This is a genomic window from Labrenzia sp. ATLA3, assembly GCF_057180185.1.
In genome coordinates, this window is the sequence record NZ_JBXUKV010000003.1 from 402,427 (window position 1) to 417,354 (window position 14,928).

Genomic DNA, 14,928 nt, shown 5'->3' on the forward strand with positions numbered 1-14,928 from the left:
TCCGGAATGACCGGCGAGAAGGAAACAAAAAACCGCCCGGAATGGCTCCGGGCGGCTTTTGGCCAATGCTATCGCCTGCGTCCTAGCTTTCGAAGACCACCAGAAGATCCTTGGCGTCGATCTGGGACCCCGTCGAAACCAGGACTTCCTTGATCTTGCCATCGCGTTCGGCGTGGAGCGCGGTTTCCATTTTCATGGCCTCGATGGAGACCAGCACATCGCCTGCGGTCACGTCCTGTCCGGCGGTGATCGCAACGGTGGAGATCACGCCCGGCATCGGCGCGCCGACATGGGCGGTGTTACCGTCCTCGGCCTTGCGCATCGTGGCAGCGCCGGTGGCGCCGTGGGCGCGGTCCGGCACCTTGATGATGCGCGGCTGGCCGTTGAGCTCGAAGAAGACCTTTTTCTCGCCCTTCACGTCGGTTTCGCCGATTGCCTGACAGCGGATCACCAGCGTCTTTCCCGCTTCCAGATCGACGGAGATCTCATCGCCCGGCTCCAGACCATAGAAGTAGACCGGGGTCGGCAAGACGGACGTCGGACCGTATTGCTGCTGGGCCTTGTCGAAGTCCGTGAACACCTTCGGATACATCAGATAGGAGGCAAGCTCGGTGTTGCTGACGTCCTGGCCGGTCTTCTCGGAAACAGCTTTGCGCTCCGCATCCAGATCGGCATCTTTCAGCAGCGAGCCGGGACGAACGGTAATCGGGGCCTCGCCCTTCAGCACCTTTTTCTGAAGCGCTTCCGGCCATCCGCCGGGAGACTGGCCGAGGTCGCCGTGAAGCATGTTGACGACGCTATCGGGGAACGCCACGTCCTTGGCCGGGTCCTTCACCTCTTCCACGCTCAGCCCCTGGCTGACCATCATCAGCGCCATGTCGCCAACAACCTTGGAGGACGGTGTCACCTTGACGATATCGCCGAACATCATGTTGACGTCGGCATAGGCCTGCGCCACCTCGTGCCAGCGGGTTTCCAGTCCGAGTGAACGGGCCTGTTCCTTGAGGTTGGTAAACTGGCCGCCCGGCATTTCGTGCAGATAGACCTCCGACGCACCGAAGCGCAGGTCGCTTTCGAAGGCCCGGTACTGGGTGCGCACGGCTTCCCAGTAGAACGAGATCTGGCGGATCGTCTTGGCGTCAAGACCGGTATCGCGCTCAGACCCGCGCAAGGCTTCCACGATCGAGCCGAGGCACGGCTGAGACGTCAGGCCGGACAGCGCGTCCATGGCCGCATCCACCGCATCGGCACCCGCTTCGACCGCCGCCAGAACAGTGGCCGCTGCAATGCCCGATGTATCGTGCGTGTGGAAATGGATCGGCAGGTCGACTTCCTGTTTCAACGTCCGGATCAGAACCCTGGCGGCTTCCGGCTTCAGGAGGCCGGCCATGTCCTTGAGGCCCAGGATATGCGCACCGGCAGCTTCCAGTTCCTTGGCAAGGCCGACATAGTACTTGAGGTCGTATTTCGGCCGGGCACTGTCCAGCATGTCGCCGGTGTAACACAGCACGCCTTCACAAAGCTTGCCCGCTTCCTGAACCGCGTCCATGGAAACGCGCATGTTCTCCACCCAGTTGAGGCAGTCGAACACGCGGAAGAGGTCAATGCCGTTTTCCGCAGCTTCCGCGACGAAATACTTGACCACATTGTCCGGATAGTTGGTGTAGCCGACACCGTTGGAGCCCCGCAGCAGCATCTGCAGCAGGATGTTCGGCGCCTTTTCGCGGATCTTGTGCAGGCGCTCCCACGGGCTTTCGGTCAGGAAGCGCATGGCGACGTCGAAGGTCGCCCCACCCCAGCATTCCAGCGAGAACAGGCTGGGCAGGCCGGCTGCATAGGCGTCTGCGATGTTGACGATGTCGTGGGTACGCATGCGGGTTGCCAGCAGCGACTGGTGCGCATCACGCATGGTCGTGTCGGTCACCAGCGTCCGTTTCTGGTCCTTCATCCAGCCGGCAAAGCCCTTCGGCCCCAGGTCGTCCAGCAACTGGCGTGTGCCGGAGGGCTTGTCATCGCCGAAAACCGGGATGACCGGCGCTGCCACATCCTTTGGCGGACGCGCGCGGTTCTTTGTTTCCGGGTGCCCGTTTACAGACACATCGGCGACATAGGTCAGGAGCTTGGTCGCCCGGTCCTGCCGCTTGGTCTGCTCGAACAGGGCAGGTGTCTCGTCGATGAAACGGGTCGTGTAGTTATTCGCCTGAAAGTCGGCGTGGGTGATGATGTTCTCCAGGAACACCAGGTTGGTGGCCACACCGCGGATACGGAACTCGCGCAAGGCGCGGTCCATGCGCTTGCGGGCATCTTCCGCTGTCGGGGCCCAGGCCGTGACCTTTTCCAGAAGCGGATCGTAGAAGCGGGTGATGACCGCACCGGAGTACGCCGTACCGCCGTCCAGACGGATGCCGAAGCCGGTCGCCCCGCGATAGGCAGTGATGCGGCCGTAATCCGGAATGAAGTTCTGCTCCGGGTCTTCGGTCGTGATACGGCACTGCAGGGCATGGCCGTGAAGTTGGATCTGGTCCTGGGAGGGAACGCCGCTTTCCGGCGTGCCGATTTTCTCGCCTTCGCAGATCTTGATCTGCGCCTGGACGATATCGATACCGGTGACCTCTTCCGTCACCGTGTGTTCCACCTGCACCCGAGGGTTCACCTCGATGAAGTAGACCTCACCGGTGTCGGCATCCATCAGAAATTCAACCGTTCCGGCACCGCGATAGTTCACCGCCCGGCCGATTTTCAGTCCGTATTCACAAAGCTCCGCCCGCTTTTCTGCCGACAGATACGGAGCGGGAGCGCGCTCGACCACTTTCTGGTGGCGGCGCTGAATGGAACAATCGCGCTCGAACAGATGAACCACGTTCTCGCCGTCGCCCAGGATCTGCACTTCGACGTGGCGTGCCCGCTGAACCAGCTTCTCCAGATAGATCTCGTCCTTGCCGAAAGCCGCCATGGCTTCGCGCTTGGCCGCCAGAACTTCCTTCGCCAGGGTCGCCTCGTCCGGAATGACCCGCATGCCGCGGCCGCCGCCGCCCCAGGACGCCTTGAGCATGACCGGATAGCCGATTTCGGCGGCCTTGCGCTTGATCTCTTCAACATCGTCCGGCAGCGGATCCGTTGCCGGCATCACCGGCACACCGGCCTCGATGGCCAGATTGCGGGCGGCAACCTTGTTGCCCAGACGGCGCATGGTTTCCGACTTCGGTCCGATGAAGGTGATGCCCGCTTCCTCGCAGGCATCCACGAACTCGGGGCTTTCGGACAAAAGGCCGTAACCCGGGTGAATGGCATCTGCGCCGGAGAGTTTGGCAACCCGGATAATCTCGTCGATGGAGAGGTAGGCTTCGATGGGGCCGAGCCCCTTGCCGACCTGATAGGCCTCGTCGGACTTGAACCGGTGCAATGCCAGTTTGTCCTGCTCGGCATAGATCGCAACGGTCTTCATGCCCAGTTCGTTGGCCGCACGGAACACCCGGATCGCGATTTCAGACCGGTTCGCAACGAGAATTTTTGTTATCGCCAAACGCCTTCTCCCCCATTTTTTGCGCAAAACAAAAGCCTGTTTCGGCAAGATTTCTACTTTGGTCGGAAGCTCTTGAAAAGAGCCGGACGCCATGTCCCGTTTTCAGCCTGGACAAAACTTTTGCGCCCGCACCCGTAACCGATGGAAAAGGAACATTAATTCGATTTAAATCCAGAGTCTTCCAACCTTTTCAAAAAATGTGCGGCGCAGCAATCGGACCGTCGAAACAGCGGCCGTTGCCAGCAAAAAACCCCTAACGGCAACCGCGAACCATTTCGGGACACATTCCTGTCAGACGCCACAAAAGCACCGACAGACGCGACGTCCGGTTAGACGGAAACCTTCAGCAAACCCACTAGATCTTGTGAGAACAAATCCGCAACCTGATTGAATCAGCGATTCGGACGGGATTCGTTCACCCTGTGTGCCCGGGTAAACGCCATGGGCCTGCAAGTGCGAGCGCGCATTTCCTGAAAATTAATCATTGACAGCGTTTCGACCCAAATCAGCACCGCACGGCCAAATCGACTCAACCTTTTGACCAGATTCAGGATTTGGTGTCTCGACCGACGCATGAAACCACATGTCGTAGGGAACAAATCCTGAATCGTCCGGAGTCGCCGATTCGGTTTCGGTTTGTTCCAGAGTCGTTCTCCACAACATTTTTCCAACCGTCAAAAACCCGGCCGCGGGCCAAAAGAATAAGGACATGCCCGCCCCGGCTGTGCTAGACACGCGGTACCAGATATAGGCGCCGCTCGTTTGCGCCGATCCGAAGAAAGCCGATCACAAGCCTCCCCATGCCCCGTCCCCAGACCCTGCCGCTGCCGCCGTCTGCCCGGTCCCGCACAGTGACGGCCGTGCTCGGACCGACCAACACCGGCAAGACCCACCTCGCTATCGAGCGCATGCTGGCCCAGCCTTCCGGGCTGATAGGGCTGCCGCTGCGCCTGCTCGCACGCGAAGTCTATAACCGTGTGGCGGACCGGGCCGGTCCGGACGCCGTTGCGCTGATCACCGGCGAGGAGAAGATCGTCCCGAAGAACCCGCGCTTCTGGGTGTCGACGGTTGAAGCCATGCCGCTGGACCTGAAGACGGATTTCGTCGCCATCGACGAGGTGCAACTTGCCGGGAACCTTGATCGCGGCCACGTCTTTACCGACCGCATCCTGAATGTGCGCGGCCAGTCGGAAACACTCCTGCTGGGTGCGGCGACCGCCCGCCCACTGCTGGAAAAGCTGCTACCCGGCCTCAACGTGGTTACACGGCCGCGCATGTCGGTGCTGGAATATGCGGGCTCCAAGAAAGTCTCACGCCTGCCGGCGCGCTCCGCCATCGTCGCCTTTTCATCGGATGAGGTCTATTCCATCGCGGAGCTCATCCGTCGCCAGCGCGGCGGTGCTGCCGTGGTGCTCGGCTCGCTGAGCCCACGCACCCGCAATGCGCAAGTGGAACTGTTCCAGAACGGCGATGTCGATCATCTGGTGGCGACCGACGCCATTGGCATGGGATTGAACCTCGACGTCCATCACATCGCCTTTGCCGGCAACCGCAAATACGACGGCTACCAGTACCGCCAGCTCACCGCTTCGGAGATGGGCCAGATCGCCGGACGGGCCGGCCGTCACACCAAGGACGGCACCTTCGGCGTGACCGGACGGGTCGATCCGCTGGACGACGATCTGGTCGAACAGATCGAAAGTCACCACTTCGAGAGCCTGAAAGTGCTGCAATGGCGCAACAGTGCGCTGGATTTTTCGTCGGCAAACACCTTGCGTGCCAGCCTCGACCTGGTGCCTCGGGAAGAGGGTCTCGCCAGGGCGCCCATCGGGGACGATATCACCGCTCTTGAACATTTATTGCGCGATCCCGCAATATCCGGCATGGCAAAGGGCGAAAAAGCGGTCGAATTGCTATGGGACGTGTGTCAGGTCCCCGACTATCGTAAGATCGCCCCGGCGAACCACGCAGAGTTGCTGAACACCATTTACACGCACCTGATGCAGGACAATGCGATTGCCAATGACTGGTTCTCGCGTCAATTGGCCTTCGCAGACCGCACAGATGGTGATATCGACACTCTCGCAAACCGGATTGCACATATCCGGACATGGACCTATGTCGCCAACCGTCCCGACTGGCTGGCCGATCCGGCTCACTGGCAGGGCGAGACGCGCGACATAGAAGACAAACTATCTGACGCCCTTCACGAGCGGCTCACGCAGCGGTTCGTGGATCGGCGTACAAGTGTATTGATGCGACGTTTGAGAGAGAACGCAATGCTGGAAGCGGAAATTACATCGAGCGGAGATGTGCTCGTGGAAGGTCAGCACATCGGAAATCTGCTTGGCTTCCGGTTTGCCCCTGACGCGGCAGCAGAAGGCCCGGACGGCAAGACCGTGCGTGCCGCCGCGCAAAAAGCCCTGACCACCGAAATCGAGTCCCGCGCGGACAAGCTCGGCAAGTCCGACAACTCCGATTTCGTGCTGACGTCCGAAGCCGTGATCCGCTGGCGCGGTGAACCCGTGGCAAAGCTTGTTGCCGGGGAAGAGGTGCTGGCACCGATTGTTCTGCTGCTGGCGGACGAACACCTGACCGGCCCGGCGCGCGACAACGTGCAGACGCGGCTGGACCTGTGGGTCAAGGCGCAGATCGATACACTGCTGAAACCGCTTGTGGACCTGAAAGCCGGCGAAGGGCTGGAAGGCCTTGCCCGCGGAATCGCGTTCCGCATCGTTGAAGGTCTCGGCATTCTGGAACGCCAGGAAGCCTCCGACGAAATCCGCCAGCTCGACCAGGACATGCGCGCCAGCCTGCGCAAGCACGGCATCCGCTTCGGCGCCTACACCGTGTTCGTGCCAGCCCTGCTGAAGCCGGCCCCGAGCCAGCTTCTGGCGCAGCTCTGGGCGCTGAAACACGGCTCGCTGGACATGAACGGCATGGCCGAGCTGCCGCAGCTCTCCGCCTCCGGCCGCACGTCCATCCCGGTAGACGAGACCATCGACAAGGCCCTTTACAAGGTTGTCGGTTTCCGTGTGTGCGGCCCGCGTGCCGTTCGCGTCGACATTCTGGAACGCCTGGCCGATCTGATCCGTCCGCTGATCGCCTGGAAGCCGCTTGATGCGGAAGTCAGCCCGCCGGAAGGCGCGGTTGCAACCGGAGGCGGCTTCACCGTCACCGTTGCCATGACCTCCCTGCTTGGATGCGCCGGCGAAGACTTTGCCGCCGTATTGAAGTCACTCGGCTACCGGTCCGAAACCAAGGAAGTGCAGCGGCCCGTCGCAGCCAAACCGGCGGCGGAAGCTGCCACGGAAACGCCGGCAGCAGAGACAGCTGCAACCGCAGAAGAGGCTCCTGCTGAAGCTGCTGCCCCCGCGGAGGCTGCCGCAGACGAGACGCCTGCTGCGGATGCAGTGGCCGAACCTGCCACGACGGAAAGCGCTGAAGCCCCCGCAGAAGAACCTGCCGCTGATGAAGCGCCTGCGACAGAGGCCGCAGAATCGGCTGACGGCGCGGCGGAAGCAACGGCCGAAGATGCACCCGCTGAAGCATCTGCGGACACCGCCACTGCGGAAGCAGCACCGGAAGCGAAGACAGACGGCGAAGCGGCCGAAGGCGAAGCAGAGCTGGAAACCGTGACCATCGAGATCTGGCGTCCGGGCCGGCACGACCGCCGTCCGCGCGGCCGTCAGGACCAGCGCCGCGGCGGTGACAATCGCCGGGGCCAGGGTCAAGGTCAGGGCCATGGCCCGAAAGGTGGTCAGGGCGAGAAGCGCCACGGCAAGGGCGGACCGAAAGGCGAGGGCCGGGGCCGCGGTGGTCATGGCGGCCAGAAGGGCTTTGACGGCGGCAACCGCCGCGACAAGGCCCCAAGGGACAAACCGATTGATCCGAACTCGCCCTTCGCGGCCCTGATGGCCCTGAAGGCGAACATGGACAACAAGGACAAGAAGTAATTCCTGCGCCTGACGACACTGCTGCCGGTGGCAGCCTGCGCATCGACAAGTGGCTCTGGTACGCCAGGGTCACAAAATCCCGTTCCCTTGCCCAGAAGCTGGCGACGTCCGGCCGTGTGCGGCTGAACAAGGACAAGATCGATTCCGCCAGCAAGACAGTGCGGACCGGCGATGTTCTGACAATTGGCCTTGAGCGCCGCATCCTCATTCTGAAGATCCTTGCCCTCGGCACCAGACGCGGCCCCTATGAAGAAGCCCGCAAGCTGTACGAGGACCTGTCGCCACCACCGCCGCCGAAGGATGCACCGCCGCCTCCAGCGCCCGCACGGCGCGACGCCGGTGCCGGCCGCCCGACCAAGCGTGAGCGGCGAAAAATAGACGCGTTCCGCAGCGGCGACTGACGCTGTTTCCCGCCAAAGGCGTGAAAACAGAAAAACTTTCTCTTTCCGGCCCGGACTGCGTCATCCAGAGCGCTTGCGCCCGTTTGACAAAAGCGATACCCAACATCTGCACCAGACGTTATACGTGCGCTTTCTTTGCAAGAGCGGCACGAAACTGACCGCCAGGGCCTTGCGCAAAACGGCTGCAGGCCGCCCGGCGCCGAATGAGGATAGCGATGACCTACGTCGTCACGGACAATTGCATCAAATGCAAATACACCGACTGTGTTGAAGTCTGCCCGGTAGACTGTTTCTACGAAGGCGAGAATTTCCTCGTCATCAACCCGGACGAATGTATCGACTGCGGTGTCTGCGAGCCGGAATGCCCGGCGGAGGCGATTTTGCCGGACACGGAGCCCGGCCTCGAAAAATGGATCGAGGTCAACGCCGAATACTCCGAGAAGTGGCCGAACATCACCGAGAAAAAAGATCCGTTGCCGGACGCTGAAGAATTTGACGGCAAGGAAAACAAGTTTGAAAAGTTCTTTTCGCCGAATCCTGCAGCTTGATTCGCGCAAACGGCTAGTGCGGCAGACTGCCGCAAGACAAACGAGAACTGCTTAAAACAGCGATTCTTCCATCATTTTCAGGCACCTGCCCGGGGCGATCGGGCAGGGCCATTGTGCTGTTTTAGCACCAGCAAAGCTCAGTACTTTAATTTTCCACAAAAGTGTGGTACACATGGAAGATAGTCGCCAACCACGAGAATAACCCCCAAAACGGAGTCTTCGAAAACTGTCCCGGACCTGAACAACCGGACAGGGCAAGCTCCACGCAGCTCATATGACTGATCAAGGTTCTAGAGTGGAAATCGTCGACTGACCAGCCCTGACACGCCGCATATCAACAGGCGTTCCATTGTGGATCGCACTGCGGGGTACGTGTCGCATAAGAACAGGGGACCGCACCGCGGTCCGTTTTCGGTCCGAACCCGGACCGCCAACTGCGCAGGAGAAAATACGAGTATGGCAACGAACACCAAAAAGACCGCGCAGCGCCAAGGTTTCAAAACAGGCGAGTACATTGTTTATCCGTCGCATGGCGTCGGCCAGATTACCGCCATTGAAGAGCAGAAGGTTGCAGGTCACTCTTTGGAGTTGCTCGTGATCGTTTTTGAACAGGACAAGATGACCCTTCGTGTCCCGGTGGCAAAGATTGCCTCCGTCGGCATGCGCAAGCTTGGCGACCCTGCGGCCGTCAAGAAGGCTCTTGAAACCGTTCGTGGCCGCCCGCGCGTGAAGCGGACGATGTGGAGCCGCCGCGCTCAGGAATATGAAGCCAAGATCAACTCCGGCGACCTGATCGCGATCTCTGAAGTGGTCCGCGATCTTTTCCGCTCCGACACGCAGCCGGAACAGTCCTACTCCGAACGCCAGCTCTACGAAGCTGCGCTCGACCGTATGGCCCGCGAAATCGCGGCAGTGAACAAATGTTCCGAAACCGAAGCGGTCAAGCAGATTGAGCAGAACCTGGCAAAATCTCCGAGCCGCATCAAGGCAGCTGAAGAAGCTGCAGCGGAAGAAGACGAGGACAAGGAAGAAGCCGCTTAAACCAGGCGCACCTTCCGAACGACGAAAACAACGAGGGCCCGGAGAAATCCGGGCCCTTTTTTCGCTTTAAAGCTGCATGTGATCACCTTGTTCACGCGAAAGTGTGCAAAAACTGTCCCAACGGAAACGATAAGTGATCTACCCTACGCTTCGGTACGTATTTCCCCCGATAACATATCGGAGCGTCGATCATGTCCCAGAGCGAAAAACGTCAACTGGTCAGAGCTGCAATGAAAGCGCCCTATCTCACGCGTGAGGAGGAACTGGAGCTGGCGATACGCTGGCGCCACCAAAGGGATGAAAAAGCGCTGGAGAAACTGTCTCTGTCGCACATGCGTCTCGTCATTGCCGTCGCCTCGCGCTTCCGCAACTTCGGTCTGTCACTGGGTGACCTGATCCAGGAAGGTCATGTGGGCCTGCTGGAGGCGGCCGCCAGATTCGAACCGGAACGGGAAGTCCGCTTTTCCACCTATGCCACGTGGTGGATCCGCGCCTCCATTCAGGATTACATCCTGCGCAACTGGTCGATCGTTCGCGGTGGCACCTCCTCCTCCCAGAAAGCTCTGTTCTTCAACTTGCGACGCTTGCGCGCAAAGCTCTCCGGCAATCAGACACCGCTTACCGACAGTGAACTCCACCAGAAGATCGCCGATGCCATCGGCGTCAAACAGTCCGACGTTGCGCTGATGAACGCCCGCCTGTCGGGCCCGGACACATCCCTGAACGCCCCGGTGGCCGACAGCGAAGGCTCCAGCGCCGACCGCCAGGACTTTCTCGTGTCCGACGCTCCGCTTCCGGACGAAATCGTGACGGTCAGCATCGATACCGAACGCCGCCAGCGCTGGCTCTCCTCCGCGCTGGAGGTTCTCAGCGAACGCGAACTGAAAATCGTGCGCGAACGGCGTCTGTCGGAAGATGGCGCCACACTGGAATCGCTTGGCGTGAAACTCGGCATTTCCAAGGAACGCGTGCGCCAGATCGAAAGCCGGGCCATGGAAAAACTGAAATCCGCCCTGTTGGCAGCACAGCCCGACCGGGCCGCCTACAGCACCTGACGACCTCCAACTCCTCCAAGTAACCTCTGACAGGCGGGCCTTTTGGTCCGCCTTTTTTTGAGGTGCACAAGCTGCCTGCCGGGCAGGACGTCAGTCGACGATCAGCTTGATGGCCGTGCCGGCCGGAATCGCCTGATTGGGGTTTAGGTCGTTCAGGATGGAGAAAAATTCCAGACGCCGTGACGGCTCGACACCGCTCATGCCGATGGCCAGTTTCCGCGGCGTGTCGCCCGGCTTGGAGTTGACGACCTTGATCCGGAGCGAACGCAGCCGGGCGCGCTCCGTGGGCGAAAGCTGCTTGAAGCTTTCCACCGTCTGGTGGAAATCACGGTCGAACGTGTCGTTGGGCGAACGGCTGGCGAAGATGAAGCGATACCCTGTCTTGCCGATCCGGACCACTGCAATGCGGAAGGACCAGCCCTGGGTGATGGCCGCCCCGGTCACCGCCGGCAGTCCGTTGATCGTCGTTTCGCGCACGCTTTCAGACAGAAGCCCGTTGATCCAGCCGGAGTTCATATACTCGCGCAGGCTGGAATAGCCGCTGACATCGGCACCGTCGAAGCGGATCGCCGTGCCGGAGCCATTGCTGGCCAGCACCGCTTCGGGCGTGTTTTCTAGAATGTAGCCGGATGGCACGGTGTAACTGATGCCAAGTGCCTTGTGCAGGAACGAACGGCCACGGACGAACCCTTCCAGCGGGTCATCACCGAACAACATGCCGTCAATCTGGCTGAGATAGCGGGTGCGGTCGCGCTCGCCGATGCCAGGGGCCCCGATCTGCCGGGCCGCGCGAATGGCGATCTGCAGCCGTTCCGGCGTAGAGGGGTGCGACGACAGGAAGTCCGGCGCAGCCGAGGCCGACTTGTCGGCGGACTGATACTGGGCAAAGGCCGCCATGGAACGCAGGAACCGGGCAGCGGCATAGGGATCGAACCCGGCTCTTGCCAGCGTCTTCACGCCAATATCGTCAGCCTCAAGCTCCTGCACCTGGCTGAAGCGGGCGAAGGAAAGCTGCGACGAGATGATTGCCTTGCGGGCTGCTTCGCTGTCCTGCACGACATCGGTCAGGATCTTGTTGGCAAGCTGCTTGGCTTCGGCGCGCTGCTGGCGTTTGATCGCGTGGTTGGCTGTCACATGGGCCATTTCGTGCGCCAGCACGGCGGCGACTTCCGACGTGTCGTTGGCAAGGGCCAGCAGCCCGCGCGTAACGTACAGATAGCCGCCCGGAAGTGCGAAGGCGTTGATGGCCGGGGAATTCAGGATGGTGATCTTGTAGCTTTGCGAGGGGTCTTCCGATGCCGCCACCAGCCGGCCGACAACGCTGGCAACAGCGCGCTCCGCCCCGGCGTCCTTGTAGACACCGCCATAGGTGGCCACCACGCGCGGATGTTCGCGCTCGCCGATATCGGCTGCAAGGTTGGGGCGCAGGGTACCCGGCGTCACCGTGCCGACGGTTGGGCCATCGCCAAGGAACTGGCAGGACGCCACCAGAAGCGCGGCCCCGCCTGCAACAAGGGTGCGCAGCCAGCCCCGGCGCAGGCCGCGCCGTGCGGGCAAACATGCCGGCTGACGGAAATCAGTTGCTGCTTTGGCCGTCACGTCCTGCCCTTTTGTCATTCAGTACCACCAGTTGCTCCGGATGCCGGAGCACCATAGACGGTCCGTCCCGGTCCTGGACGGAGCCGCGTATTTCGACAACCTGTCCTTCCAGGGTATCCAGCGTCCAGCCGGACCGCCCGAGGGCCGCGTTGACCTCATCCTCGTCCGAGGCCTTCAACGTAACCGTGAAATCCGTTTTCCAGTAATTGCCGAAGTTCAGATAACGGGTGCTGCGTGTTTTTCCAAGAGAAACAATTCGCCCTCTCGCAATAACATAGTGCCCGGAAGCGCCGCTGAAAGACTTCGGTGCGGCAGTGGAATAAACAAGACGCGGCGTGGTCTTCCCCCACAGGCCTTCCCGGGCCTGGCTGGCCTGTGCTTCTGCGGCCCGCAACGCATCCGCGCAGGCTGCACCTGCGTGATCCGGCGCGAAGATGGCAACACCGGCCCCCAAAAGCTCCGCCTGCAGAAGCGTGGTGCCGTCACCAGACACATCGAACACCCAACCGGGCGTCAGTCCCCAGCGGTTTTCCGGCCCTGCCGGTGCCGCCGTCAGTTCAAGGTCCGGTCGCCCTTCCAGATAGGCCTGCAAGCTGTCGTTGCCGTCATCCTGTCCGTCCGCCTGTTCTGACGCCGGCATCTGGATATCGCCTGCAAAAAAGCGCTCACCGGAAGCGGAGACAAACAGGGATTCCTCGCTGTCATATGTCACGGGAACAGCTTTTTCCGGCCCTCCGGCGCAGGCGGCCACCGTCTTCATCGGCTCCAACGGCGGCTGCGGTGCTTGCTCAGTGGCAAAGACTGTCGGTGCGGCCAAAGTGCTCGCAATACAGGCGCAAAACGCAACGCCCGCCGCGCGCAAGCTGTTCACCCGCACGGCCTTCATCCAACCAGCTGTCAGTCGCCCTCTCGGCACGTCCGATCCCTTCACCTGATGGCGCGAACGTCTCCCACGGCACCGCCTGCAAGCAGACGGGGCAAGATCCACCACCCGGCAGCATGCATGGCACCGGGCAAGGCTGAGAAAGCGGTCACGACGGACCAAACTGCTAAGCAGCGAATAAGGCAAGTCCAAGACAGGGGGATAAAACGGCAGTAAAAATAAGGAGACCAGCACGACGCTCCCCGCAGCGCAGCAGCGTTCCCCCTTGCCCCTGCCCGCACCTGAAACAATCCCCACCGGAGCCCACAGTCTGTTTCAGCCAGGGCTCGCCACGGACGTCAAATCGTGCTAATCGACCGCAATAAGGCCCCGTAGCTCAGCAGGATAGAGCATCAGATTCCTAATCTGAGGGTCGCGCGTTCGAATCGCGCCGGGGTCACCAGTTTTTCAAAAAGTCATCATGTGAGACGAAGACCGGCCGAGCATAGACCGCTCAAGGCCGGATAAAAGGCTGCGCGCAGGGAATGCAGCTGAAGCAACTTGTATAAAAACAGGTTCGCGCGCGCAGGCTTAAGGCGTCTGCGCTGCTAAAGTGTCGCTGGCCTTAGGGCGTGACCGGAGTGTACAGCGTCGTGACCGGGATGCCCGTGGCGACGGAACTGTCGGTCAGGGCCTGGCTTGGGTTCGTGGCCTTTGTAGCGGCGACGCCGGCGAGGATCATGGCGACGACGGCGATGCTCCAGAATTTCATGGCACTTCTCCCTAAAGTAAAAACCGCCTCTGCCAGTGCAGATTCAACTGCAGATGCGGGGCCTGTTCGGACCAGCGCACCCGGCCGGATGTGCCAGGGCGCACAAAAGCCGACCTTTTTGAAGAGTGGTGGATCCGGCGTCTGTTTCGGCAAACGCGGGAGGAAAACCCGCCACGATTCTAAATTCGACTTTCGTCTATATTAGACTTTAGGATGAGATCCGGCAATGCCGTAAAGTTACCTATGCGATAACCTTCTGACACTGCGACGTGTTCAGGCCGAAGGACCACTGAAACAGACGCCCGTTATGCACTGGCAAGGACAGGAAAGGCCTCAAACGGATGTTATGCGCTGCGCGGCTTGCGCCTTTGCGCTGCCAGTTCCCGCGTATAGGCTGACAGGGCGTCCAGGTGCTGCGCTGCCCCGGCGCTGTCTCGCGCTGCCAGCGCATCGGCCAGGGCCTGATGCAGGTCGGCAATCCGTTCGCGGTCGCGCAGCCGGTAAACCAGCATGTTCATGAGCGGCTGCATCGCCTCAAAGGCGGCAGACAACTGGAAGATCAGAATCGGGTTGTCCGTTGCTCTTGCGACGGCCGAGTGAAATGCGACGTCCGACGCGCAGAAATCCTCATCGCTCGTATCGTGATCTCTCTGGCGGGAAATTTCGCGGGCAAGCTCGGCAAGCTGTTCGTCGGTGCGTTTTTCCGCCGCCAGCGGCAGAGCGGCGGCTTCCAGTGCGAAGCGGGCCTCGATGGCGTCTTCCAGAGGAATGTTGTTCATGCCGATGAGAAGCCGCGTGGTCGTCATCAGGTTGTCCTGCGCCTCGGCCCAGGTCATCCGGTTGACGAAAGCCCCGCCGGAGGAGCCGCGTTCGCTGCGAATGAGGTTTTGCGCAGCAAGCCGTTTCAGCGCCTCGCGCACCGTTGAGCGCGATACGCCGAAGCGCTCAGCCAGGTCGGCTTCGCTCGGCAGGCGCTCTTCGCCCGCAAGACGGCCTTCCAGAATGGCATTGCGGATGGCATTGGCGATCTGGACCGAAAGGCCCTCTTTTTGAATCGTGTTGAATTCAATCGCCAACAGAACCTCCGCATTTTCGCCTGAACACCGGCAAACCTAAAGAGACGGCCCGACACGGTCAAACGAATTGTTTAAATGTCTGACAATTAAATGTT

11 protein-coding genes and 1 tRNA gene are annotated in these 14,928 nt (G+C 60.9%); 7 read left to right on the forward strand and 5 right to left on the reverse strand.

Features of this window, described 5'->3' with window-relative positions; all coding sequences use genetic code 11:
- Window positions 1–82: 82 nt before the first annotated feature.
- The gene (gene pyc, locus AC2A6O_RS09795) at window positions 83–3,523 is read right to left on the reverse strand and encodes a pyruvate carboxylase (protein WP_498926644.1); all 3,441 of its coding nucleotides are present in this window, start codon (window positions 3,521–3,523) and stop codon (window positions 83–85) included.
- Between the two features lie 800 nt (window positions 3,524–4,323).
- Between pyc and AC2A6O_RS09800 the strand changes: the two genes are divergently transcribed.
- The 5 genes from AC2A6O_RS09800 to AC2A6O_RS09820 all read left to right on the forward strand — a co-directional run bounded on the left by AC2A6O_RS09800 (window position 4,324) and on the right by AC2A6O_RS09820 (window position 10,524).
- Window positions 4,324–7,479: a helicase-related protein gene (locus tag AC2A6O_RS09800; protein WP_498926645.1), complete on the forward strand. Its 3,156-nt coding sequence runs from the start codon at window positions 4,324–4,326 to the stop codon at window positions 7,477–7,479.
- 35 nt (window positions 7,480–7,514) lie between these two features.
- Complete coding sequence (locus tag AC2A6O_RS09805; protein WP_498927088.1) at window positions 7,515–7,880, forward strand: RNA-binding S4 domain-containing protein; 366 nt, start codon at window positions 7,515–7,517, stop codon at window positions 7,878–7,880.
- Between the two features lie 215 nt (window positions 7,881–8,095).
- Complete coding sequence (gene fdxA / locus AC2A6O_RS09810) at window positions 8,096–8,428, forward strand: ferredoxin FdxA (protein ID WP_148585700.1); 333 nt, start codon at window positions 8,096–8,098, stop codon at window positions 8,426–8,428.
- 456 nt (window positions 8,429–8,884) lie between these two features.
- Window positions 8,885–9,469 (forward strand): CarD family transcriptional regulator, encoded by a 585-nt coding sequence (locus tag AC2A6O_RS09815; protein ID WP_148585701.1) that lies wholly within the window; start codon window positions 8,885–8,887, stop codon window positions 9,467–9,469.
- 191 nt (window positions 9,470–9,660) lie between these two features.
- Window positions 9,661–10,524, forward strand: a complete 864-nt coding sequence (locus AC2A6O_RS09820; RefSeq protein ID WP_148585702.1) for an RNA polymerase factor sigma-32 — start codon at window positions 9,661–9,663, stop codon at window positions 10,522–10,524.
- A 90-nt stretch (window positions 10,525–10,614) separates the two neighbouring features.
- On the opposite strand, the gene AC2A6O_RS09825 is transcribed toward AC2A6O_RS09820, so the two are convergent.
- Together AC2A6O_RS09825 and AC2A6O_RS09830 are read right to left on the reverse strand one after the other, a co-directional pair.
- A complete protein-coding gene (locus AC2A6O_RS09825) occupies window positions 10,615–12,141 on the reverse strand; it encodes a M48 family metalloprotease (protein WP_498926646.1) in 1,527 nt (508 codons plus the stop codon).
- Window positions 12,101–12,883, reverse strand: coding sequence for a hypothetical protein (locus AC2A6O_RS09830; protein ID WP_498926647.1), 783 nt, complete (start codon window positions 12,881–12,883; stop codon window positions 12,101–12,103). Before AC2A6O_RS09830 ends, AC2A6O_RS09825 begins: the two co-directional genes overlap by 41 nt.
- A gap of 31 nt (window positions 12,884–12,914) precedes the next feature.
- Here AC2A6O_RS09830 and AC2A6O_RS09835 point away from each other — a divergent pair, with 31 nt between their 5' ends.
- The gene (locus AC2A6O_RS09835; RefSeq protein WP_498926648.1) at window positions 12,915–13,058 is read left to right on the forward strand and encodes a hypothetical protein; all 144 of its coding nucleotides are present in this window, start codon (window positions 12,915–12,917) and stop codon (window positions 13,056–13,058) included.
- 313 nt (window positions 13,059–13,371) lie between these two features.
- A tRNA-Arg gene (locus tag AC2A6O_RS09840) sits at window positions 13,372–13,448 on the forward strand.
- A gap of 162 nt (window positions 13,449–13,610) precedes the next feature.
- Here the strand turns inward: AC2A6O_RS09840 and AC2A6O_RS09845 are convergent.
- Window positions 13,611–13,757 carry a hypothetical protein gene (locus tag AC2A6O_RS09845; protein ID WP_153297102.1) on the reverse strand — a complete coding sequence of 49 codons (147 nt, stop codon included), beginning with the start codon at window positions 13,755–13,757 and terminating at the stop codon, window positions 13,611–13,613.
- A 344-nt stretch (window positions 13,758–14,101) separates the two neighbouring features.
- Window positions 14,102–14,833 (reverse strand): FadR/GntR family transcriptional regulator, encoded by a 732-nt coding sequence (locus AC2A6O_RS09850; protein ID WP_148585704.1) that lies wholly within the window; start codon window positions 14,831–14,833, stop codon window positions 14,102–14,104.
- Between the last annotated feature and the right edge of the window lie 95 nt (window positions 14,834–14,928).